Genomic DNA, 21530 nt, shown 5'->3' on the forward strand with positions numbered 1-21530 from the left:
CGCGGAGGCGGGAGCAAGACGTGATGGATAGACGCCTGGCCGCCATCGTTTGCGCTGATGTCGCCGGCTATTCGCGCATGATGGGGATCGACGAGGCCGGCACCCACGCCGCCTTCAAGGCCCATCGCGCCGCCATCCATCCCCTCATCCTCAACCACGCCGGGCGGATCGTCAAACACACCGGCGACGGTTTCCTTCTCGAGTTCGCGAGCATCGTCAGCGCGATCCAATTCGGGATCGAGATGCAGCAGCTGATGGCCGACCGCAACGCCCATCTGCCGGCCGACCGCAACATGCGCTTCCGCGTCGGCATCCACATGGGCGACGTGATCATCGACGAGGATGAGGTGTTCGGTGACGGCGTCAACATCGCCGTTCGCCTCGAATCGGTTGCGACACCCGGAGGAATCGCGGTCTCCGCAAAGGCCCACCAGGAAGCCGGCAGACATCTGTCCGTGAGCCTCGCCGATGCCGGCGTCTTCCGGTTCAAGAACATCGACGAGCCGATGCAGGTGTGGAGTTGGAACGCCCCTGGTGAGCTCAAGGAGGCCCTTGAGCCGAGGAGCGGCGCCGGGCTGCCCAATTATCGGACCGCGGTGGTTGGCGTGCTGCCGTTCGTGAATCTTGCCGACAGCGCCGACGAATATCTCGCCGATGGCGTGGCCGACGACCTCATCCACGCGCTGTCGCTGCAATCCTTCTTCCGCGTTCTCAGCCGGACCTCGACCTTCGCCTTCCGAGGCCTCGGCCTCAGCCCCCGCCTGATCGCGCGCGAGATCGACGCCACCTACCTGATCCAAGGTACCCTCCGTCGGTCCGATGCCAAGATCCGCGTGACCGCGGAATTGATCGCCCCGGAAACCGGCGCGCAGCTCTGGGCCGGCCGCTATGACCGTCACATCAGCGATCTGTTCGCGATGCAGGACGAGATCACCACGAGTCTCTGCGCCGCGCTGATGCCCGAGATCTACCGCGCCGAGGCGTCGGTGCCGCTGCGCTCGCAGACGACCGACGCAACGGCCTGGGACCGGTTCCTGCGCGGCCTGTCGCATTATTATCGTTCCACCAAGGCCGACTATGAGAGTTCGATCGCCTTGTTCCGTGAAGCCATCGCGCTCGATCCGGCGCTCGGCATTGCGCACGCCTATCTGGCAACGATCCTGATGCAGGGCATCAGCTTCGGCTGGATCAAGGGCTCGCGCGAACTGTGGAGCGAGGCCCTGGGGCTGGCGCTGGCCAGCGTGAGGCTCGATCCGCGGTCGTCGTTTGCCTATTCGATTCTTGCCTTCGTCCACGCCATGGGAGGGGCGCATGACGACGGCATGAAGGCGGCGCGCAAGGCCACCGAGCTCAACGCCTACGACATGGGCGCGCGCGGGGTGCTCGGTCTTTGCCATCTCGTGGCGGGAGAGCATCCGAAGGCGATCGAGCTGTTCTCGATTGCGGCACAACGCGGCAACAGCGATCCCCGCTATCAATGGCCGGCGCTGAACGCCTACAGCCATTATCTGCTTGGCCGCTATGGCCCTGCGCTGTCCTGGGCGCGCGAGGAGCTGTTCCTCTATCCAAATCACCTGCAGGCGCTGACGATCCGCGCCGCGACGCTGGCGCAACTGGGCGAAACGACCCTGGCGCAGGCGGCCGTCGCCGACCTGATCGAGCAATATCCCTGGCTGACGCTCGACCGCCATATCAAGAATATCCGTTGGAGGCGCCCCGAGGACGTTGCCCATTATCGCGACGGGCTGCTCAAGGCAGGCTTGCAATAGGTCTAATTGCCAGCGGAGCCATTGCGCGGCCATATGTCCCGCACATTCTTGACCCAAAAACATGGATTTCAGTAGGACTGCCGTGGTATCGCCCAATCCGGGAGCAAGATAACGATGGAGAGACGGCTGGCCGCCATTGTCTGTGCAGATGTGGCCGGTTACGCGCGGATGATGGGCGCCGACGAAGCGGGCACCCACGCCGCCTTCAAGGCCCATCGCAGCGCCATTCACCCGATCATCCTCAATCACGGCGGCCGTGTGGTGAAAAGCACGGGCGACGGGTTTCTGATTGAGTTCCCGAGCGTGGTCGGAGCGATCGAATCCGCCATCGAGATGCAGCTGCTGATGGCGGAGCGCAACTCCCATCTTCCGGCTGACCGCGTCATGGAGTTCCGCGTCGGCGTCAACATGGGCGACGTCATCTTCGACGAAGGCGAAGTGTTCGGTGACGGCGTGAATACCGCGGTTCGTCTCGAGGCGGCGGCTCAGCCCGGCGGAATCGCGGTGTCCGAGAAAGCCTACCTCGAAGCCAACAAGCACCTGAAGGTTGCTTTCGTTAATGGCGGCCCGTTCCGCTTCAAGAACATCGAGGAAACCATTCACGTCTGGACCTGGTCGCCCGGGGCCGACAAGGGCCGCGAGCCGCGTTCGGCTGCGGGGCTGCCGGGGCAGTATCGCACTGCGATCGTCGGCGTGCTCCCGTTCGTCAACCTCAGCGACGAGGCCGACGACTATTTCTCGGATGGACTGGCCGAGGACCTGATCCATGCACTCTCGCTGCAATCGTTCTTCCGGGTGCTGAGCCGGAACTCGACCTTCGTGTTCAAGAATGCCGGGCTGAGCGGCCGGCTGATCGCCCGGGAAATCGATGCGAGCTATCTGATCCAGGGATCGGTCCGGCGCTCCGGCAACAAGGTCAGGGTGACCGCGGAATTGGTGACCCCGGAAAGCGGCGAGCAGCTGTGGGTCGGCCGCTACGACCGCGATATCGGCGATCTGTTCGCCGTCCAGGACGACATCACCGCCAATCTCTGCACGGCCCTCATTCCGGAGATCTACCGCGCGGAAGCCTCGGTGCCTGTCCGCTTCGTGAATACCGACCTGACCGCGTGGGACCGCTTTCTGCGCGGGCTTTCGCACTACTACCGGCCGACCAAGGCCGACTACGAAACCTCGATTACGCTGTTCCGGGAAGCCATCGCGCTCGATCCGGGCCTGGCGATTGCCCATACCTATCTCGGCACCATCCTGCTGCAGGGCATTCATTTCGGCTGGATCAGGAACACGAGCCTGTTGTGGGACGAGGCGATGACGCTCGCAGAGGCCGGCGTCCGTCTCGACCCGCGCGCGTCGTTCTCCTATTCGCTGCTGGCCTACGTCCACGCGATGCAGGGACAGGTCGAGGCCGGGATGGAGGCCGCCGAGAAGGCGCTGCGGCTCAATTCCTACGACATGGGCGCGCGCGGCGTGCTCGGCGTCTGTCATTTCGTCAAGGGCAGTCATCGCGAGGCGATCGACCTGTTCTCGATCGCCGCCCAGCGCGGCAACAGCGATCCGCGTTATCAATGGTCGGTGCTGAGCGCCTTCAGCCATTACCTGCTCGGGCAGTACGACGCGTCACTGTCCTGGGCACGGGAATCGCACTACCAGAACCCCAACCATTTGCAGTGCCTGTCCATCCAGGCCGCTGCCCTGGCCCAGCTCGGCCGCACCGCGGAGGCCGCCGACGCCGTCGCCGCCCTGCTGCGCGTCTATCCGTGGATGACGGTCGAGCGGCTGATCAGCAATCTGCGTTGGAGCAATCCGGCCGACGTGGCGCATTATCGCGACGGGCTTGGCAAGGCCGGCATCCCCCCGACGAAGCTGACGCTCGTCGAACCGAGGGCCAAATTCGGCACGACGACTTGAGGTTGACACCGGACAGGGGTACTTCATCGTCTACGGTTGTATTGATAACGCTTGCTCGGCCTGCGCCTTAGCGCCGGCCTGCCGCGATCTCGTTTCTCTCGTTCGTTTTTCATGACTCGCTGCATTCCAAGGATGTTTTTCCATGCAAGAAGACAGCGCCCGCGTCCGTGACGCCCTGCCGGGACCGATCCCGGTCTCGTCCGACAATCCCTGCCCGTTCCTGCGTGCCCTGGTGGCCGGCGGCCTCGTCGACGGCCACAGCGTTCCGCTGAAGACGATCGCCGGCCGGATCGAGGCTGCGAGCGGCGAAACCGGATTCAAGAAGCGGGTGGTCGGGTTCCAGACCTTCGGCGTCGCGCTGATCGCCAACGGTCTGTCGCCGCTGCGTCTGCTGAAGAGCCTGTTCTCCGGGGCCGATCTCGACCAGCTGCGCAACGGGCCACTCGACAAGCATGGCGCGGGCTCGCGCATCCTCGATGCAGAGGCCAAGGTGCATCCCGAGGAAATCGAGCGGCTGGCAAGCTTCGGCTCCGACTATCCCGATCCCAATGGCGGCACCGAGCGAGGCCTGAACGCCAGGCAGATCGACACCTTCATGGCGGCCAATATGACGCGCGCCGGCGACGAGGCCCGCTGGTACTATCCAAAGCTGATGGAGGGCGAGTGGCCGGTCCTGCTGAAGATTTTCGGCAAGGGCGACGGTGACGGCCGCTATCTCTCCGTGACCGAGGTCCGCACCCTGTTCGTCGAGCGCCGTTTCCCGCAGCGGATCATGGCGCGGCTGATGACGAAGCCGAAGCCCGCCAACCTCATCGTTCGCATCGGCAAGGCGCTGGTTGGCGGCGCGATCGTCGCAGCGGTCGCCTTGTTGCTGGCCTGGATGGTTGCGCCCGACCCGGTCAGCGACAAGCTCAGCAAGATCCTGCCCGCGAAGGCCGCCGCGTTCATCCCACCCGCCCTGCCCACGGTCGAGCCGACCAAGGCGGCGTACTGGCTCGACCAGGGCTGGACCACCAAGGACCGGCACTGGTTCCATCACGTGACGCAGGGCACAGCGACGTTTCCGATTCCCTACACCTGGTTCATGGCGATGGAGCAGCCTTATCTGTCGCTGTTCGGCACGCCCGGTCTGATCTCCGACACCGCCTATCTCGAACGCTTCGGTTTCATTCCGAGCCCCAAGAGCGTCGATGGCGACCCCAGTGCACTCCGTCCATTCGGCTATGCGGCCAATACCATCGCCAAGACGGCCATCGCTCCGGCGTTGCCCGCAGGACTGAAGCCGACACCGGCCGGCAATGAAGGCGGCCTGCCGGTCGGCTTCGCAAAACTCTCCGGCGTAACCGATCCCGGCACCGGCGCCGCGCAATCCGACAAGATCGGCCTGACCTGTGCAGCCTGTCACTCCGGCAGCATTCACTACAAGGGTGTCAGCGTCCGCTTCGACGGCGGCCCCGGCATGGTCGACCTGCGCAAGCTGGAAGAGGCCATGGGCTTTGCGATGATCTTCACGCAATACGTGCCCGGCCGCTTCAGCCGCTTTGCGGACCGCGTGCTCGGGCCGAATGCCTCCGATGCCGATCGCGAGGCGCTGAAGAAGGGATTGAAGGCCGCGACCGACTTCGCGCTCAACATGCAGGCCAACAACTACAAGAACACGATCGCCGCCAAGGGCCAGACCGAGACGGAGGAAGGCTTCGGCCGGCTCGACGCGCTCAACCGCATCGGCAATCAGGTGTTCTACCTCGACATGGCCGTGAGCGGGCTGCCGAACATGCTCGGCAACCAGGAGGCCATCGATGCTCCGGTGTCCTATCCGCCGATCTGGACCGTGCCCTGGTTCTCGTGGGCGCAGTATGACGGCTCGATCGCGCAGCCCCTGATCCGCAACGCCGGCGAGGCGCTCGGCGTCTCCGCACTGCTCAACGTCTCGCCCGAGCCAGCCAGCGACAGACTGTGGCGCTCGTCGATCGCGATCGAGAACCTGCTGCACATCGAGGACATGCTGCGCGGCCCGGATCCGTTCGCAACGACGACCCCCGCTTTTGGCGGCCTGACTTCGCCGAAATGGCCGGAGAAGCTGTTCGCCGACGACGATGCGTGGAAGCTCGATGCCGGACGCATCGAGCGCGGCCGCAAGCTCTACGCCGCCATCTGCGTCGAATGCCATCTCGGCCCGGTCGCCGATCCGGTGTTCGACAAGACCTATCCGGACAAGAGCTTCTGGAAGATCAAGCCGGCCGAGGATTGGGAGAGCAAGGGCTGGAATGCCAAGGGCCCGCTGCTCGATCTCGTGCAGAAACCGGTCGAGGCGATGCAGACCGATCCCGGACAGGCCAGCATTCTCGCCACCCGCAAGGTCACGGTGGCCGGCTTCCTCGAGGTCGACCCCGCCGAAGACCTCAAGGGCTGCGGCCTGCCGCAGGGGTCGACCACCGAGATGCCCTACGCGCTGGCATTGATGACGGTCGTGCAGAAGACCGGCGACAAGTGGATGGAGGACCGCAATCTCTCCGAGGCCGAGCGGACCGCGCTCTGGGGCGACCGCAAGAACTGTCCCAACCCCGCCGGCAAGAGCTATCGCGCCCGCCCGCTCAACGGCGTCTGGGCCACCGCCCCCTATCTGCACAACGGCTCGGTGCCCTCGCTGTACTGGATGCTGACACCGGCCGCGGAGCGGCCGACCTCGTTCTGCCAGGGCGCCCGCGACTACGACCCGAAGCAGGTCGGCTTCGCCGTCGCCTCGGGCGGCGAAAGCGATTGCAAGGTCGGCCAGACGCTGTTCAGGACCAAGGATTCCAGCGGCAAGCCGATCAAGGGCAACAGCACGCTCGGTCATTCCTTCGAAGGTCCCGCCAAGCCCAACAAGGACTACCCGAACGGCATCATCGGCGGCGCCTTCTCCGAGCAGGACCGCTGGGACCTGATCGAGTACCTGAAGACGCTGTGAGGATACGAGACGGCGGGTCTTTCTCGGGACGAAATGAGCAACGCCGTTGCATAGGCGAGATCTCGACCACGAAGCCGGTGCGCTCCCCTCCCCCTTGCGGGGAGGGGTCGGGGGTGGGGGTCCCCCGGGCGATGCGCTGCATTGGAGCCCGGTGAGTTCCACCGACTGTAATTTGAACTGCAGGTTCAACGCGGCTGTCGTGTAGGGACTTAGTTCTCATCGAGAGATTTCGACTCGTGGTCCCCCACCCCCGACCCCTCCCCGCAAGAGGGGGAGGGGAGCGCACCGCTCGTGGTTCTAAGAGATCGAGCACCATGCACTACCTCGTCAGCGACATGTACGTTTGGCGGCACTGTCAGCGGTAGCTTGCCAATCCGCCTGTTCAACGAACAAACAACCGCACAACCATGCGATCGCGCTCTCGCGGCCTGGAGGTCCGAGCTTTGTCGGCGATCGCCCTCGACAATAACGGGAGGGCGCAGGGAAGGCCGGACCTCGACTGAGGCCCGTGGCCCGCCTGCGAAAAAAATGCAGGCGGCAGGAACCACAGGTCAGCCGGACGACCCGGCCCTCCCCGCGCGATAGCTTTACGACTTATACGCGCTCTCCCCGGTGTACCAGGCTTTTCGCCACCGTCGCCCGCGCGCTTCGTCAAGAGAGCGCAGCAGGCTTGACGCCAGCATCGGGGCGCCAGGACCACGCGATTTCGCCGTGCGCACCGGATCGTTCGTCGGCATGATTGACTCACGCTGCGACCCGTCGCGCCCACCGCATCCAGCCTCCGACGTTCGTGACGACCGCGATACGCCCCTCCTCGCAGAAGCCGGACGACGCGCAGACTACACGAATTCCGAAATTCGTAAATGGGAATATTTTTTGCGCGGGAGCTGGACAGCCTCTCGCCGGGCGTGGCCGACGGGCAAATCAGCAATGCGTCCGCGTGTTGCCGCAAGGGGCAACTCAGGGGGACGGGCCTCCGCCGCGCCTCTCGAAGGCAAGGCGGGAAGGCCCGATCCCCGGATGGTCAGAACATCGCCGGGCTGATGTCCACGCCCTGCTGAGCGAGCATGAGAGAGGCCACCAAGCCTACTAATCCGAACAGAGCAACCCAGACGAATCCGGATTCACGGGTGCTGCTCACCGACAGATTGGTCGCTAACGTAATCACTCGAGGCTCCTCCTGATTGAACCGATGGAACCATGGGAGGCGGATGATTACGACAAAGTTTCAGAAAATGGAAAGCGCCGCGCTTGGTGAATGCCGGGTTGGATGCGCAGCGACCGCGCGATGACTTTTTGCTTAATTGGACTCTCGACAGCGCTCATTCGCTTAGTCGAATACCACAAGCTACGATGGCGCCGTCGCGGAGATGAACCGACCGGTGTCATAGTCCAGCTTCGAACTACCAGCCGCCAGCCCCCGCGTCGGTCCAAACACCGGGCCGGAGGCAGCGCCGGACCGTCCCCCGTTCATCCAAGGAATACAGCATGACCCAGCCATTGCTGACGAGGTCGCGCACACCCTGATGGCGCTGCATGACCGTGTCCATCGCGCTCTCCGGCGCGGCGATCACAACGTTGAGGCGGATCGGCTCGTGGATGAAGCTGGTGCCGTCATGCACCGATTGCCAGGGCAATCCGGTCCTGAGATCGCCGGCATTGCCCTCGAGCACACCGAGCTGGCCGACCACATTGTGCAGCACCTTGTTGCCGCTGCCGAACGCGGCGTTGTTCACCGACGAGCCGAAATACTGCAGATTGATCCAGCTCGCGACCACCATCGGCGCCGTCATGATCAGCTCGAGCGTGCGGAAGCCCTCGTCGCGCGCGACGTCGTAGGAGTGCAGGAAGGCGCGGCCGCCGAAGTCGAGGCCGCACGTGAAGGCGCGGGGCGCGGCGATGAAGGCGGCGTTGCCGGCGAGTCCCCATTCCGGCCGCACCTGCGACCAGTCGCGGCTGCGCGCGATCACGGCGTCATCGACGCCGGACGTGTCGCGGATGCCAAGGAGCACGCTGCGCTCGAGCCGCGCCAGCCGCGCGGCGTCGGCGAGCTTCACGTTCAGCCGCGCGAGATCCGGCGCGAGAACGGCCGGAACGTCGCTCTCATCGAACAGCGTCACCGCGTCGGTCGTCGTATCGTGCAGCGCGCCGATGAACCAGCAGTCGGCCGGGATGTCGATGCCCTTGGCGCGCAGTCCCTCGCGCACCCGCCAGTCATTCAGAACGGCCGCGGCGACGCGCGCATTGGCTTCGCCGGTGTGGCCGCCGCAGGCGCCGCAATCGAGCCCCGACGCATGCGGATTGTTGACCGTGGTACTGCCGTGACCGGCGAGCAGCACGAGCCGCGCAAACGGCCCGGTCAGCGACATCGCCTTCAGCACCGCCTCGGCCATCGCGACGCGCTGGGCGTCGTCGAAGCCGGTGACGCGGCCGCCGAGCTCGCCCGGCGTGAGCCGCGGCTGCACGCGCGCGGCGATCTCCGGATCGAGACCGTCGACGACCGGCGACGGCACCGGCCGCGTCACGCCGGCACTGTCGGTTGCGATCTTGGCGGCGAAGCCAAGGCCCGCGGTCTCGACGAAGGAGAACGATGAGACGGCCGAGACCTTGAACGACTTCCAGGCCTTCGCGGCCCGCCGCCGCAACAGCCGCAGGCCGAGCACCTCGGCCTCCTCGACGCCGTCGGCATCCCTGACGGCTTCGCAGACGATGAAGGCCGGCTTGAGCAGAACCGGGCACTGCGCGCCGCCTTTGGTATGGCCGATCGGGACGTACTCGATCGGGAAGCCGAAGAAGCCGGCAAAGCCGATGGTCTCGGCGTCCGGATAGGCCGTCTCCAGCGCCCGCCGGAAGATCTCCGAGCGCACATCGATGCAGAAGGCCGCCTGCACCGGCGGGCGCGCTGGCGTCGGCGCGACGGCGGTTCGCGAACCGTGCTGCGCGAGCTGCGCAATCAGCTTGCGCCGGAAGGCGATCTCATAGGCTTCGTGCAGGATGAGATCGATGGCGAGCTCGGGCGTCTCGTCGAGCCGGTGATCGGCCGGCAGCCTGGCCGCCTCCGCCATCGCCTGCGCCCAGGCCGCCGTGAACGCCTCGTCGGTGCGCGCCTGAAACAGCGCAAAACCCCAGGCGAGCCGGATGGCGAGCAGTTCCAGCAAGGTGTCGTCGCGTCCGCCGTCCAGCTCGACGCTCCAGCCGATGTAGCGCGCATAGGCCGACCAGCCGCCGATGTCGAACAGCGCCCGCACCAGATAGTCCTCGACCGCCCGCTCGGGAATGCCGAGCCGGTCGATGATGAGGCCGATCGCGTCCACCGGATCGGTCGGCAGCTCGGCGATCGCCTTGCGGAAGCCGGCGAGCCCCATGACCTCGGGATTGCGATCATAAGCAGTGAGCTTGCGCCAGGCCGCGTAAGGCTTGAGCTTGCGCACCGGATTCGGCCAGCTCGCCTGGCCTTCGTCGAAATAGCTGGCGCAGAACGCCGAGATCTCGTCGATCATGAACGTGACCAGCGAGACGTCGCGATCACCCTTGGCCAGCCGGTCCAGCACCTCCGCGACCGTCGCCACGACCGCAGGCGGCGACGACGGCACGGGCTGCGCCTGCGCCTTCTGCTTCAACTGATCGACATCGAGTCCCGTCGACGGGTGAGCACCGAGTGCCTGCGCCAGCGCGGCATCGTCGATCCGGCCATCCTCGATCGCCCCGCGATAGAACGCCCGCGGCATCAGCATGCGAGTCCGAACCACACGGTCGAACGTCGCGGCTGTCGCAGCAAAACTCTGGCCGGTGAAGCCGAGAAACGGGTTGACCGCGACGAAGTGCTTCAGCGGCCACAGCGGCGCGACGCGCCGGCAGGCTGCATCGATCCGGGCCATCAGCCCGGCATCGGCGGGAGCATCGATCGGCTCGATCGTAGACAGGGCGAGGGCGGCTCGGGTCATGACAGATCTCGGATCACGGGTTGGACGGGAGGCGCACGGCGGACCGGCGCGGCCACAGCGTCAGGACGAGGCGGTTGGCGAGCGTGTTGAGATAGAGGCCGTTGCGGAGGTGGACGTAGGCGGCGATCCAGAACGGCGCGTCGGCACGGCGCATCATCTGGTTCTGGAACAATGTGACGGCGGCGAACGAGATCACGACGGCCACCGCGATCAGCATCGGCACGATGCCGTCGACCGGCCGTGCCGCGGAGATGCTGCCACGGACCAGCCACGCCGTCGCAGCCTGCAGCGCGAAGTAGATCAACGCGACGCCGACCGCGGTCACCGCGGCGCGGGCGACGACGAAGGCGTTCGGCCGCTCGTCGATGGCATTGGCCATCAGGTGCACCAGCCCCATCAGCAGCACCGAGCCGAGCGCGATCTGCGCCGGATTGCTGCGCAGGGTCATGCCGAAGGCGAACCCGGTCAGCAGCGCCAGGCCGATCACGGCGGCGAGCGCCAGGACGAGCCGGGCGGGATGCGGCTGGCCGCCGGGGCTCGGCGTCCACGACGCGCGGGCGAGATCGATGATGCTGCCGGACGACAGGAAGGCATGCGCCTTGTAGAGCGAATGCGCCACGATGTGCAGCAGCGCCGCCGAGAACGCGCCGAGCCCGCATTGCAGCAGCATGAAGCCCATCTGCGCGACGGTCGAATAGGCCAGCTGCACCTTCACCGAACTCTGCGTCAGCATGACCAGCGAGCCGAACAGCGCGGTGGCGCCGCCGACCAGCGCGAGCACGTCGAGCGCGGGCGTCGCCAGCAGCAGCACGTCGCTGAGCCGGAGCACCAGGAAGCCGCCGGCATTGATGATGCCGGCATGCAGCAGCGCCGACACCGGCGTCGGCGTCTCCATCACCTCGATCAGCCAGCCGTGCAGCGGCAGCTGCGCGGATTTGAGCATCGCCGTCGCAACAATCAGCAGCGCCGCCATCGTGACGAGCCCCGAGCCGGCCGCGCCGCCGTGGGCCTGCGCCGCGAGAGCGCCGATCTCCAGCGTGCCGAAGCGGATGTAGAGCAGCAGCGAAGCGAGTGCGAGGCAGGCATCGCCGAGCCGGCTGGCGACGAACTTCTTGCGCGAGGCGCGGATCGCGGCCGGCCGTGTATCGTAGAACAGCAGCAGCCTGCCGAGCGCCAGGCTGGTCGCGACCCAGGCGGCGAGCAGCAGCACCAGATTGCCCGAGATCAGCACCGTCAGCACCGCGGCCACGGTCAGCAGCAGCCAGCGCGTGAACCGGACATGTCCGGGGTCGCCGTCGAGATAGTTGCGGCTGTAGCGGACGACGACCAGCCCGATGAAGCCGACCAGCACGATCATGATCGCGCCGAGCGCGTCGAGCTGCAGCGACAGCCCGAGCCCGTAGGCGCCGAGCAGCGGCGTCCGTCCGGCCCCGAGCACGGCGGCTGCGAGGCTCGCCGCCGTCGCGACGCCGAAGGCGGCCGCCGCTGCCAGGATGGCGCGTCGGGTGACCGTCCGGACATCGGCCGCGGGACCGGTGCCGGCAAGCGCTGTCACGGCGAGCGTCAGCGGCGCGAGCGCCGCAAGGCAAGGAAGGAGCTGGTTCATGGCGGCCCGGACGGTTCGATCAAATGAGACGGCCGCCGTTCTTAGCCGCCCCGGAGCCTTCCTAAAATTTCAATCATTGAACCTGATCGTTATAAAATATAGAACGATGCCATGCCGCACCTGAACTACCATCATCTGCGCTATTTCTGGATCATCGCCAGCGAAGGCAGCATGAGCCGGGCGGCACGGCGGCTCAACGTCTCGCCGTCCTCGCTCTCCGTGCAGGTCAAGGCGCTGGAGGATCAGCTCGGACAGAAGCTGTTCGAGCGCGTCGGCCGCACCCTGCAGCTCACCGAGGCCGGACGCATCGCGCTCGACTATGCCGGCAGCGTGTTCAAGTCCGGCCACGAGCTGATCGAGACGCTGTCCGGCCTACGCCCGGGACGGCAATTGCTGCGGGTCGGCGCGGCGGCGAACCTGTCGCGCAACTTCCAGATCGCGTTCCTGAAGCCGCTGATCGGCCGCGGCGACGTCGAGCTGATCATCCGCACCGGCCTGTTCAATGATCTGCTGGAGCAGCTCGACGCCCACAAGCTCGACCTCGTGCTCGCCAACCATCCGGCGGCGCCGGACACGCGCAGCAATTTCGAAAATGCACTGATCGACGAGCAGCGCGTCAGCCTGGTCGGCCGCAAGCAGCCCAAGCCCGCCCGCTTTCGCTTCCCGCAGGATCTGGCGACGACGCCGATCATCCTGCCTGGCCGGGGCAGTGCGCTGCGCTCCGCCTTCGACGCGCTGGTCGGCGCCAGCGGCATTCGCCCGGTGATCGCCGCTGAAGTCGATGACATGGCGATGCTGCGCCTGATGGCGCGCGAGAGCGGCAGCGTCACGCTGGTGCCGTCGATCGTCGTGATCGACGAGCTCAGGTCGGGCGTCCTGGTCGAGCGCGCCCGCCTCAGCGCACTGAAGGAGCAGTTCTTCGCCGTCAGCCAGCAGCGCCGCTATCCCAACCCGCTGGTGGCCGAACTGATCGGATCGCGGGGCAGGAAGACGGCTTAGGCAGGATCAGCGTTACAGATAAACGCGGGGGTGGCTGGACCGAGCTTCATTCTGCTCGCGCGCATCGGTCGAAGACGAGGTGCGCCGGCCAATCATGCGCCGGGAGGATGCGGCCGCTTGCGTCAGGGAAATGTCTTGCGCGGCGCCCACCCGCGAGGCTTCACAAATGGCCTGCCCCCAATCCATCGTTCGAATCGGGAGCGAGGCATGTCGTCGGGGCACAGTGATCAGAACATCGCCGGCGGACTGAGATTCACACCGTGCTGAGCCAGCACGAGAGAAGCGACGACGCCCGTCAAAGTGAACATCGTCACCAGGCCAAAACCGGAATTGAGTGCGTGAGGTCCAACAAGCTTACGTGCGATTATCATGACCATGAATGTCTCCTCGTGAATGTTCTTAGTGGCAGCACTAGAGGAGACGGCGCGTTACTGGCTGGTTTCCAGATGTGAACAGATGACCGCGTGGTGAACGCATCCTTGAGCCTTCCGCCGTTTCGGCATGAAGTTCGCTTAACGCTGACGACGGTGCTGTATTACTTCGAGAATGCGACCGCTCTTACTCACCAGAAAGTTGAGTCCTGCTCCACACACCCGCCCTACGAAGCGCAATTTTTGCGGCTCCATATCGTCATTTTCACGTTTGGCGCGATCGAATACGTGACACCCGGCGGCATGACGTGGCCACAGACAAGAGGCTGTGGAGCGCCGACGATCCGACTGCGGTCCCCTCCGTAGCAGCATCGATGCATCGATGATAGCAAGCCAACTAACAGACCGCATTCGAACTCATTAGTCGCGCACATGAACCCGATCGGAAGAGGACGGACCGATGATGCGAACACGCTCGCAACATCGAACCAGCGCAGCGCGCGGGCCGCGCGGGCCGCGCGGCGCGTGCACATGCCGACCGTACCAAGGCGAGCTGGCCCGCGACGGTGCTGTTGACAGACGCGCACGACAACGCAATTTGTGAGCAGCGGCTGAAGCGCGTCAGACTCGCTGGAACAAAAGTTCCGCATCAGAGTTCGGGTATCGTGGCAGGCAGCAGCTTTCCTTGCAGGGCAGAACCGACGACGCGCGGCCGGAAGCGGTGAACGACGCAGCAGGGAGGAGACGTGGTTTTTCGTGGAGCATTGCGGAGGGCTGCCAGGTCCGGCACCTGGCCGATCTCGGCCTATCTCCTCATTCTGGCGATCGCGGCCTCCATCCCGATTGCGGCCTGCGCGGCGTTCCTCGCCTATCACTTCGTCGCGGAGTCCTCGCAGAATCGCAAGGTCGAGTATGAGGACCGGCTCCGGCTGATGCGCAACGCGACCGAGCTCCGGGTCGCCAACATCATCGAGGATCTGCAGATCCTGGCACTGTCGCCGCTGCTCGCAAACGGCCGCTTCGACGAATTCAGGTCGCACGCGATCGATTCCGTGAAGCTGATCGGCGGCGTGGCGATCGCATTGTACACGCCCGACGGCCAGCAACTCGTCAACACCCGCCTGGATCCAGGGACCCCGCTGCCGAAGCGGGTCGCCTTCGACGCCGAGCGGCGGGCGATCGACACCGGGCGTCCGCAGGTCTCCGGCCTGCAGAAGGCGGTGGTCGACGGCCAGCCCATCGTCACGATCGCGGTGCCAGTGCGGATCGACGGCCAAGTCCGCTACGCCCTCAACGTCGGACTGTCGCCCCGCTATCTGTCGACCCTGCTCGACGACTACGTCTCGTCAGGGCTGGTCGGCAGCATCATCGACCCGCAGGGACTGCTGCTGGCCCGGCGCCCATTGCTCGGCAACGACGATCTGATCGGGCAGCCGACCATTCCGGCGGTGCGAGCCCACATCGGACAGGCCTCCGGCTGGTGGATCAAGGCCGTGTCGCGGTCCGGCGTCGCCACCTACACGTCGCTGCTACGCTCCGACCAGAGCGGCTGGACCGTCAACCTCGCGGTCCCCCGCGACGTCATCGACGGACCATTGCACCGGACCGTCGAATGGATCGTCGCACTCACCGTCCTCACCTTTGCGCTCAGCATGCTGCTGGCGCGGCTGCTCACGCACCGCTTCGTCGCCGAATTCGCTGACCTGGAGCGCTACGTGTCGGGGCTGCAGGCCGGCGCCACAGCGCCGAACATGGGACGGATCGCCGAGGTCAATCGCATGAAGCGGGTGCTGTTCAAGGTCGGCGGCGAGCTGGCGAGCGCGCTCCGCCAGCAGCGTGATCTGCTCGACGAGATCAATCACCGCGTCAAGAACACGCTGGGCACCGTGCAGTCGATCGCGCGGCTGTCGCGCGCGAGCGCCAGCGAAGTCGACGACTACGTCGCCGCTTTCGAAGGGCGCATTCTCGCGCTGTCCGAGGCCTACAATCTCCTGACGGAGAACAACTGGGTCGGCGCCGACGTCAGGGCGATCGTCGAGCGCACGCTCGCTCCCTATGCGGGTCCCGATCGCCTGACCATCAGCGGCCCGAGTCTGCTGCTGCCGCCCAAGCCGACGCTGGCGCTGTCGGCGGCGATCCAGGAGCTCAGCACCAATGCCGCCAAATACGGTGCGTTCTCGACGCCGTCCGGAAAGCTGGACATCTCCTGGACCGGGCAGGAACGCGGCATCGTCCGCCTGTCCTGGATCGAGCGCGACGGACCATCGGTCCGCAAGCCGACCCGGCGCGGCTTCGGCACCAGGATGATCACAGGCATGTTCGGCTCCGAGACCGGCTGGTCGGTCGAACTCGATTTCGACCCGGCCGGCCTGCGCTGCACGATGCGGCTCGGGGTGGCGGACGCGGACCGGACCGAGGTGAGGCTGACGGGTTGAGCGCGTGCCACGGTTGACGCTCGCCTGCGCTCATGCGCGGGCAGGACCGCAACCGAAATTCATCGTGGCACGTTCATCGCCGCCGTGGCGAGCAGCGCGGCTTCGATCGTGTCCCGGGTCCTGCAGAGATGCGCCGTCATCAGGGCGGCCGCGCTGTCGGCGTCGCGCGCCAACGCCGCCTCCAGCAACTCGCGGTGCTCGCGCGCGACATCGCGGTTGCCACCGTCGGCCTTGCGCGCGAGATCGAGATAGCGCTCGTTGTGCGCAAACAGGAGCGCGCGCACCCGCATCATCCAGGCACTGCCGCAAGCCTGGACCAGTGCCGCATGAAAATTGTCGTGCGCGACGCTCCAGGCCGAGGAGAAGCTGCCGTCGGTGGCAGCGATCGGCGTCGCGGCCATCCGGTGATGGGCGGCCACCACGGACGTCTCCCACGCCAGGTCGCCGTTGGCGATGGCGCGGCGCAGGCACTTGGTCTCGATCTCGATGCGCATGTCGGTGAGATCGCGCAAATCGCCGACCGAGACCGGCGCGACGCGAAAGCCTCGCTGGGGCATCGCGATGACCAGCCCTTCCGCCGTCAACCGCGCCAGCGCTTCCCGGATTGCCCCCGTGCTGACCGAAAAGGCCGACCCGAGCTCGCTGATCTTCAGCCTTTCCTCGGGCTGGTAGAGGCCGGCGAGCAGGTTGGCTCGCAGCTGTTCGTAGACGGTGTGGGTGGCGCTTGCGGACATCGACTCACGTCTCGGGTCGGGTGTGCGCACCTTAGCAGAAGCCGAAAGTATATTTTTCTAAGAAAATATATTTTTGTTGCCGGGCCGTCGGTCCCTCCCTATGCTCGCCATCAACGGGCCGACGAGACGTTCGGCCATCAGGGAGGTTCTCATGCGCAGCGTCCTCGCCGCCGGACTGCTCGTCGTCTCGTCGGTCATCGGATTATCCGCACGCGCCGCGGATCAGCCCGGCATCACCGCCGGCGAAATCCGGATTGGGCAGACCATGCCTTACAGCGGCCCGGTGTCGGCCTTCGGCATCCTTGGCAAGGGCGAGGTCGCCTATTTCAAGATGGTCAACGACAGCGGGGGCATCAACGGCCGCAAGGTCAGCCTGATTTCGCTCGACGACAGCTACGTGCCGCCGAAAACTGTGGAGCAGACGCGGCGCCTGGTCGAGAGCGACGAGGTCTCCTTCATCTTCTCGACCATGGGCACGGCGCACAACACCGCGATCGCCAAATATCTGCAGGGCAAGCAAGTGCCGCAACTGTTCGTCGCCTCCGGCGCCTCGAAGTTCGGCGACCCCGCCCAGTTTCCGCTGGCGCTGATGGGCGTCATGGCGCCGTTCCGCAACGAGGCGCGGATGTATGCGCGCTACGCGCTGCAGAAGAAGCCGGATGCGACCTTCGCCGTGCTGGCGCAGAACGATGATTTCGGCCGCGACTATCTGGCCGGGCTGAAGGACGTGCTCGGCGAGCGGTTCGACAGCGCGGTCAGCGTCGCGACCTACGAGCCCACCGAACCGACCATCGACTCGCAGTTGGTGAAATTGAAATCGACCGGGGCCGATGCGCTCGTCATCGCGGCGACGCCGAAATTCGCCGCGCAGGCGATCCGCAAGACCTTTGAGATCAACTGGCGTCCGATGACGTTCCTGACCAACGTCTCGGTGTGGATGTCCTCGGTGATGGAGCCGGCGGGACTGGAGGCCGGCACCGGCATCATCTCGACCGCTTACGTCAAGGATCCGCTCGATCCGGCATGGGCGGACGATCCCGGCGTCAAGGGCTGGCGCGACTACATGGCCAAATACGTGCCGGATGGCGACATCCGCGATTCCAACTACGTCAACGGCTACAACAACGGCATGGTGCTGGAGCACGTGCTGAAGGCCGCCGGCAACGACCTGTCGCGCGAGAACATCCTCAAGCAGGCGCTCTCGATCAAGGATCTGGAGCTGCCCATGCTGCTGCCGGGCATCAAGGTCAACACATCGGAGAGCGACCATCTTCCGGTCGAGCAGGTGCAGTTCATGCGCTTCACCGGCAAGCAGTGGGAACGCTTCGGCGAGGTGCTCTCGACCAAGTAAAACGGCAGGGTTCTCGCACTTCTTGCGCCGCGGCGTGCACGACGGCGGCTGAACCTCGCGAGGCTCGGCGAAGCCGCCTCAGCCGAACAGCGGCGTGCCCGGAACGAAGGCGTCGAAGGCGGCCCAGAACTGCGAGCGATAGCGATCCTGCTCCTGCAGGATCTCGTGCTTGGCGCCGGCGATGACGAGATGCGAGCCGGCGCGCAGATGATAGGCGAATTCCTCGATGGCGGCGGTCGACACCACGGTGTCACTCGAGGCGGCCAGCATCAGGATCGGCTGGCGGATCTGCAAGGGATAGCTGGCGCCGCGGAAGGTCATCATCGCCGAGAACGCCGCATCGGCCCAGGCGACGGTGGGCGAGGCGATGCCGAGCGTCGGGTCCTCCTCGAGGATCGCGGCGTTGCGGGCATAGCGGACGGGATCCGAGGTCAGCGGATTGTTGACGAACGGCGCCAGCCCGCTGATCTCGTCATTGCCGCCGGGCACGGTGCGGCCGCCCTGCCCCGCAGCCCGCATGGCGCGCAGCAACAGCCGCGCCGGCAGCGAGGTGCGCTTGCCCGGCAGGTCGATCATCGGCGCCGACAGCACCACGCGGTCGAACCAGCGCTTCCCGCCATGCGCGAGCCGCAGCAGCACGGTGCCGCCCATCGAATGCGCCAGCGCGAAGTAGGGCGGCGGACAATCCGGCAGCACCACCTGCGTCACGAAGGTCTCGACGTCGAGCTCGTAGTCGGAGAACGAGCGCACGTAACCCTTGCGGGAATCGCGCAGCCGCCGCGACGAATGGCCCTGGCCGCGCCAGTCGATGATGGCGACCGCAAAGCCGCGGTCGCGCAGGTCGCGCACGGTCTCGAAATACTTCTCGATCATCTCGCTGCGGCCGGTGAACACGCAGACGGTGCCCTTGCGGCCAGAAGGCGGCGCCCAGCGCGCAAAGCGCAGCTCGGCGCCATCGGGAGTCTTGATGGTGCCGGCCGTGGCGTTTTCGGGGACGGGATTGGCGGGAATCGAGACTAGCGTCATGAGGCGCCCATCGAATAGGTGAAAGGCAGCGGGAATCAAGAGGCGGAACGGCAAAAAGAGCCGGTTTTGGCCCCTCTTGAACGTCGAAACGTCTGCCCCATATCGAAATCGTGCAGGCCGCATCAGGCTGCACGACAGCCCGGCCCGATGGCGGGCGGGTTTGCCAATAGTCGCTCAATGGAGGACTTTGACCATGCGTACCTACGACCTCACCCCGTTCTACCGTTCCACCGTCGGTTTCGACCGTCTGTTCTCGATGCTCGACCAGGCCACCGCCGAGCCCAGCCCCGGCTATCCGCCCTACAATATCGAGCGCACCGGTGAGAACGCCTACCGCATCACCGTCGCCGTCTCCGGCTTTGGCAAGGATGAGCTCTCCCTCGTCGCGAAGGAAAACACGCTGACGATCAAGGGCGAGAAGGCCGCCAACGAGAACGGCAAGAAGAGCGAGGTGCTGTATCGCGGCATCGCCGCCCGCGCCTTCGAGCGCTCCTTCCAGCTCGCCGACCACGTGGTGGTGAAGAACGCCAGCCTCGAGAACGGCCTGCTCCACGTCGACCTCGTCCGCGAGATCCCCGAGGCCAAGAAGCCGCGGTCGATTCCGATCGCGACCAATGCGCAGGGCTCCGAGCAGCCGGTGATCGAAGGCACCGCCGAGAAGGCCGCAGCGTAACCGGCACGTCCCTCCAGGATTGCAAACGCCCCGGGCAGCCGGGGCGTTTTTTTGTGCGATTGATCGGCCTGCTCTGATGCGATTGCAGCCGCTCCAAGCACGCTGTCATTCCCGCGAAGGCGGGCATCCAGTACGCCGCGGCGGTCGTGATGAACCGAGATGCCGGAGAGTACTGGATCGCCCGGTCAAGCCGGGCGATGAACTGTGGGGGGCGGCAGCAACTGCTCGCAATCGTCAGTCCAGCCCCTGGGCCGGCGGCATCTTCGCCGTTGGCAGGATCTGCGGCGCCGGCTTCGCGACCGGCGGGGTCACGGAGCCGGTCGTCTGCGCCGCGGCCGCAGCCGATTGAACCGGCTTGGCGTCTGCCGGCTTCGCTTCCGGCGCCTTGGCCTCAGCCGGCTTGGCCTCCGAGGCTTTTGCCTCCGCCGGCTTCGCGTCATCCGCCTTTGGCGGCTCCGCCTTGGCCTCGACCGGCTTCGTCTCGACGGGCTTCACGTCGACAGGCTTGACCTCTGCGGGCTTGATATCCGCAGCCTTGGGCGCGACCGCCTTGGCCGCCTCGACGGGCTTTGGGTTGAGCGCCGCGGTCTGCGGTGCCGGCGCCACCGGCCGGGCTGCTGGCGTCGGAACCTTTGGCGACTGGGCCGGCATCGCATTGGCCACCCGCGGCGCGACCGGGGATGGCGGCACGACGCGCGGATCGGCGCGGATCACCGTTGGCGGCGGCAGCCGGTCGAGACCGCCGCGCGGCTCGAAGCGCATGCGCTCGTAGTCCTCGCCCCATTGGGAGGCGCGCACGAAGCGGAGGATGCGGCCCGAGCGGGCATCGACCACGAGCTTGCCGTCCTCGCCGTCGCGATCGAGCACCGCCACGACATAGACGTTGCCACGCTGGCGCGGCGCCCCCAGCGGCGAGAAGCCGTTGTCGCGGAGGATGGCGTAGACCTCATGCACCGGCAGGTAGGCCGGCGCATAGCCATAGTCCTGCTGGTAGCCGTCCCGATAAGTGTCCCGATAGGTGTCCTGGCGGTAGACCGGCGCCGGCGGCGGCGCATAGCGCTCGCCGCGATAGCCGTAGTCAGGGCCCGGTCCGTAGCCGTAACGCGGCGGCGGTGCCGGGATCACGGCTGGCGGTGGCGCCTCGGAATAAGGCGCATCGAAATCGGAGACCGCCCGATACGGAACGCGCAAACCCGACGGTGGCAGCGGCTCGGCCTGCGCGGCGGCAAATGTCGCGATCAAGGCGGCTGAGACGGCTCCAACTAGCAACTTCATGGCTCAAAGCTCCTGCATGCCCCCGCACGTGAAGCTGTCGCTTCATTCCTTAGTGGGGCGGAAGTTCTGCCGTGATTCCGGCGGCCCTGCGTCGGAGAGTGGGCGGGATCGGGGCGTTGAGTTTCAAAATCGCGCGCAGCACGTGATCGGCCCGCCCGGCCGCGTCGTTCGGTCAGCGGCAGAAACGGAAGATTTGCCGGGAGAATGAGGCTATTGCGGAGCCTGAACCGGGGACTCCGATGCGCTTGTGTGATAGGTTAAAGTTTGGCATCTTGCGGTTTAGGACAGAAATGCTGTCTAAAATTTCGTTGCAAAGGTGACCGAGACTTTGCAATGATGTTACGGCGCCCAATGACCTCAAGACATGGGCGCTGCGACATGAACAGGCCGTGATCGTCCAGAGGGGACTTGGTCCCCCGGCGGCTGGCCTGAATTCTGCAAATGCGGCTCGCTGAGAAGGACGAGCGTTGGCTCCGGAGAGGGGCCCGC

General features: G+C 65.9%; 13 protein-coding genes. 7 read left to right on the forward strand and 6 right to left on the reverse strand.

Annotated features, from left to right (window positions below; translation table 11 throughout):
- Positions 1-23 precede the first annotated feature (23 nt).
- The 3 genes from ACQR1I_RS26840 to ACQR1I_RS26850 all read left to right on the forward strand — a co-directional run bounded on the left by ACQR1I_RS26840 (position 24) and on the right by ACQR1I_RS26850 (position 6627).
- The gene (locus ACQR1I_RS26840; protein ID WP_434869264.1) at positions 24-1769 is read left to right on the forward strand and encodes an adenylate/guanylate cyclase domain-containing protein; all 1746 of its coding nucleotides are present in this window, start codon (positions 24-26) and stop codon (positions 1767-1769) included.
- Between the two features lie 114 nt (positions 1770-1883).
- Positions 1884-3677 (forward strand): adenylate/guanylate cyclase domain-containing protein, encoded by a 1794-nt coding sequence (locus ACQR1I_RS26845; protein ID WP_434869263.1) that lies wholly within the window; start codon positions 1884-1886, stop codon positions 3675-3677.
- Positions 3678-3819: 142 nt separating this feature from the next.
- The gene (locus tag ACQR1I_RS26850) at positions 3820-6627 is read left to right on the forward strand and encodes a di-heme-cytochrome C peroxidase (protein WP_434869262.1); all 2808 of its coding nucleotides are present in this window, start codon (positions 3820-3822) and stop codon (positions 6625-6627) included.
- A 1403-nt stretch (positions 6628-8030) separates the two neighbouring features.
- Here ACQR1I_RS26850 and ACQR1I_RS26855 read toward each other — a convergent pair.
- Positions 8031-10571 (reverse strand): YbcC family protein, encoded by a 2541-nt coding sequence (locus ACQR1I_RS26855; protein WP_434869261.1) that lies wholly within the window; start codon positions 10569-10571, stop codon positions 8031-8033.
- A 13-nt stretch (positions 10572-10584) separates the two neighbouring features.
- Complete coding sequence (locus ACQR1I_RS26860; protein ID WP_434869260.1) at positions 10585-12177, reverse strand: NADH-quinone oxidoreductase subunit L; 1593 nt, start codon at positions 12175-12177, stop codon at positions 10585-10587.
- A gap of 111 nt (positions 12178-12288) precedes the next feature.
- Between ACQR1I_RS26860 and ACQR1I_RS26865 the strand changes: the two genes are divergently transcribed.
- Complete coding sequence (locus ACQR1I_RS26865) at positions 12289-13176, forward strand: LysR family transcriptional regulator (RefSeq protein WP_434869259.1); 888 nt, start codon at positions 12289-12291, stop codon at positions 13174-13176.
- Positions 13177-13403: 227 nt separating this feature from the next.
- Here the strand turns inward: ACQR1I_RS26865 and ACQR1I_RS26870 are convergent, their stop codons facing one another.
- Complete coding sequence (locus tag ACQR1I_RS26870; RefSeq protein ID WP_434869258.1) at positions 13404-13553, reverse strand: hypothetical protein; 150 nt, start codon at positions 13551-13553, stop codon at positions 13404-13406.
- 740 nt (positions 13554-14293) lie between these two features.
- Here ACQR1I_RS26870 and ACQR1I_RS26875 point away from each other — a divergent pair.
- A complete protein-coding gene (locus ACQR1I_RS26875) occupies positions 14294-15982 on the forward strand; it encodes a sensor histidine kinase (protein ID WP_434869257.1) in 1689 nt (562 codons plus the stop codon).
- A gap of 59 nt (positions 15983-16041) precedes the next feature.
- Here ACQR1I_RS26875 and ACQR1I_RS26880 read toward each other — a convergent pair whose 3' ends face one another.
- Entirely contained in the window at positions 16042-16716 is a 675-nt protein-coding gene (locus ACQR1I_RS26880) for a GntR family transcriptional regulator (protein ID WP_434869256.1), read from the reverse strand.
- 151 nt (positions 16717-16867) lie between these two features.
- Here ACQR1I_RS26880 and ACQR1I_RS26885 point away from each other — a divergent pair, with 151 nt between their 5' ends.
- Positions 16868-18067 carry an ABC transporter substrate-binding protein gene (locus tag ACQR1I_RS26885; protein WP_434869255.1) on the forward strand — a complete coding sequence of 400 codons (1200 nt, stop codon included), beginning with the start codon at positions 16868-16870 and terminating at the stop codon, positions 18065-18067.
- 78 nt (positions 18068-18145) lie between these two features.
- Here ACQR1I_RS26885 and ACQR1I_RS26890 read toward each other — a convergent pair whose 3' ends face one another.
- Positions 18146-19093 (reverse strand): alpha/beta fold hydrolase, encoded by a 948-nt coding sequence (locus ACQR1I_RS26890; RefSeq protein WP_434869254.1) that lies wholly within the window; start codon positions 19091-19093, stop codon positions 18146-18148.
- A 193-nt stretch (positions 19094-19286) separates the two neighbouring features.
- Between ACQR1I_RS26890 and ACQR1I_RS26895 the strand changes: the two genes are divergently transcribed.
- On the forward strand, positions 19287-19766 hold the full coding sequence (locus ACQR1I_RS26895) for an Hsp20 family protein (RefSeq protein WP_434869253.1): 480 nt from the start codon (positions 19287-19289) through the stop codon (positions 19764-19766).
- Positions 19767-20000: 234 nt separating this feature from the next.
- Here ACQR1I_RS26895 and ACQR1I_RS26900 read toward each other — a convergent pair whose 3' ends face one another.
- Entirely contained in the window at positions 20001-21041 is a 1041-nt protein-coding gene (locus ACQR1I_RS26900) for a hypothetical protein (RefSeq protein WP_434869252.1), read from the reverse strand.
- Positions 21042-21530: the final 489 nt, after the last annotated feature.

The sequence above is a fragment of the Bradyrhizobium sp. HKCCYLS2038 genome (assembly GCF_051167655.1).
Classification (GTDB): domain Bacteria; phylum Pseudomonadota; class Alphaproteobacteria; order Rhizobiales; family Xanthobacteraceae; genus Bradyrhizobium.

Bases quoted from the DNA above. Each gene is read 5' to 3' on its own strand.
- ACQR1I_RS26840 (WP_434869264.1), top strand. From the start codon at position 24: ATGGATAGACGCCTGGCCGCCATCGTTTGCGCTGATGTCGCCGGCTAT.
- ACQR1I_RS26845 (WP_434869263.1), top strand. From the start codon at position 1,884: ATGGAGAGACGGCTGGCCGCCATTGTCTGTGCAGATGTGGCCGGTTAC.
- ACQR1I_RS26850 (WP_434869262.1), top strand. From the start codon at position 3,820: ATGCAAGAAGACAGCGCCCGCGTCCGTGACGCCCTGCCGGGACCGATC.
- ACQR1I_RS26855 (WP_434869261.1), bottom strand. From the start codon at position 10,571: ATGACCCGAGCCGCCCTCGCCCTGTCTACGATCGAGCCGATCGATGCT.
- ACQR1I_RS26860 (WP_434869260.1), bottom strand. From the start codon at position 12,177: ATGAACCAGCTCCTTCCTTGCCTTGCGGCGCTCGCGCCGCTGACGCTC.
- ACQR1I_RS26865 (WP_434869259.1), top strand. From the start codon at position 12,289: ATGCCGCACCTGAACTACCATCATCTGCGCTATTTCTGGATCATCGCC.
- ACQR1I_RS26870 (WP_434869258.1), bottom strand. From the start codon at position 13,553: ATGGTCATGATAATCGCACGTAAGCTTGTTGGACCTCACGCACTCAAT.
- ACQR1I_RS26880 (WP_434869256.1), bottom strand. From the start codon at position 16,716: ATGTCCGCAAGCGCCACCCACACCGTCTACGAACAGCTGCGAGCCAAC.
- ACQR1I_RS26885 (WP_434869255.1), top strand. From the start codon at position 16,868: ATGCGCAGCGTCCTCGCCGCCGGACTGCTCGTCGTCTCGTCGGTCATC.
- ACQR1I_RS26890 (WP_434869254.1), bottom strand. From the start codon at position 19,093: ATGACGCTAGTCTCGATTCCCGCCAATCCCGTCCCCGAAAACGCCACG.
- ACQR1I_RS26895 (WP_434869253.1), top strand. From the start codon at position 19,287: ATGCGTACCTACGACCTCACCCCGTTCTACCGTTCCACCGTCGGTTTC.
- ACQR1I_RS26900 (WP_434869252.1), bottom strand. From the start codon at position 21,041: ATGAAGTTGCTAGTTGGAGCCGTCTCAGCCGCCTTGATCGCGACATTT.